The organism is Pseudoalteromonas sp. APC 3893, assembly GCF_030408095.1.
GTDB lineage: Bacteria > Pseudomonadota > Gammaproteobacteria > Enterobacterales > Alteromonadaceae > Pseudoalteromonas.
On sequence record NZ_JASDCD010000076.1, the window covers coordinates 1 to 1,094 of the forward strand.

The following is a 1,094-nucleotide window of genomic DNA, read 5'->3' on the forward strand; positions in this document are numbered from 1 at the left end:
TTCGTTAATTCTGGCGCGTCAATGCTCACCGTCGGTGCGATGGTGTCTATCTCACCGGTGGTTGTATTGCTGCCGGTGTTCCCCGCTGCATCGGTGATACTGGCGGTCACACTGTAGTCGCCTTCACTAATGGCATTCGCCACTTCGATTGACCAGCTACCATCACTGCCTGTGGTGGTCGTGATACTTTGTATCGCCCCATTCGCTGCTGTGACCTCGATAGTCACCTGAGTCCCCGCTGGTACACCGCTGCTTTGCCCGCTGATTAATGGCGTGACATCACTGCCCGCAGCGAGCGCGTCAATACTGACACTCGGTGGCGTTAAATCAATCAGCCCGGTCACGCTGGTGCTTGCTGGGTTACCTGCTTGGTCAGATACACTGGCGGTCACCGTGTATTTCCCTTCAGCGAGAATATCGCTGGCCGGAACCGACCAAGTGCCCGATGGCGTCATTTGTGTGGTGACCGTGTGTGAATTCCCTTCTGCATCATTAAATACGACAGTCACGATGCTGCCTTGTGGAGCACTGGCTGTGCCGCTTATGGTGGGCGTGGTGTCGTTACTGTCTGCTATCGCATCGATACTGATGTCTGGCATCGTGGTATCAATAATCCCTGTGCGCGTCGCTTCACTGGTTAAGCCCCCTTCAGTGACCGACGCGGTCACCGTGAAGTCGCCTTCGGCTAATATGTCTGCCACCGTAATGGACCAACTTCCGCCATTCACTGTGGTATCAATTGATTGCGCGGGGTTAATACCATCATCAATCACCACCGTCACCGTGGTGCCATCGGCTGCATCACTGGTGCCGTTAATGGTCGGTGTCGTGTCGTTGGTTTCGCCGATTGCGTTGATGGTGATGCTCGGCGCATTCGTATTGAGAATAAAGTCATCGGTTTGTTGACTGGTATTACCTGCCTCATCTGTCACGCTAACGCTGACGCTGTAATCGCCATCTGCTAGCACTGGGCTGGTTACAGACCAATCGCCATTACCATCCACGCTTGCGCTTAGCTCAGTTTCAACACCGCTGCTGTCGGTCAGCGTGACGGTGATGACCGTGCCAACGGGCTCTGATGACGTGCCTGAAAT

Annotated in this window: 1 protein-coding gene; it reads right to left on the minus strand. The window is 54.6% G+C overall.

The features are described 5' to 3' along the window. The coding region (locus tag QMA12_RS22050; protein ID WP_290295323.1) for an Ig-like domain-containing protein at nucleotides 1-1,094 on the minus strand (1,094 nt) is incomplete at both ends.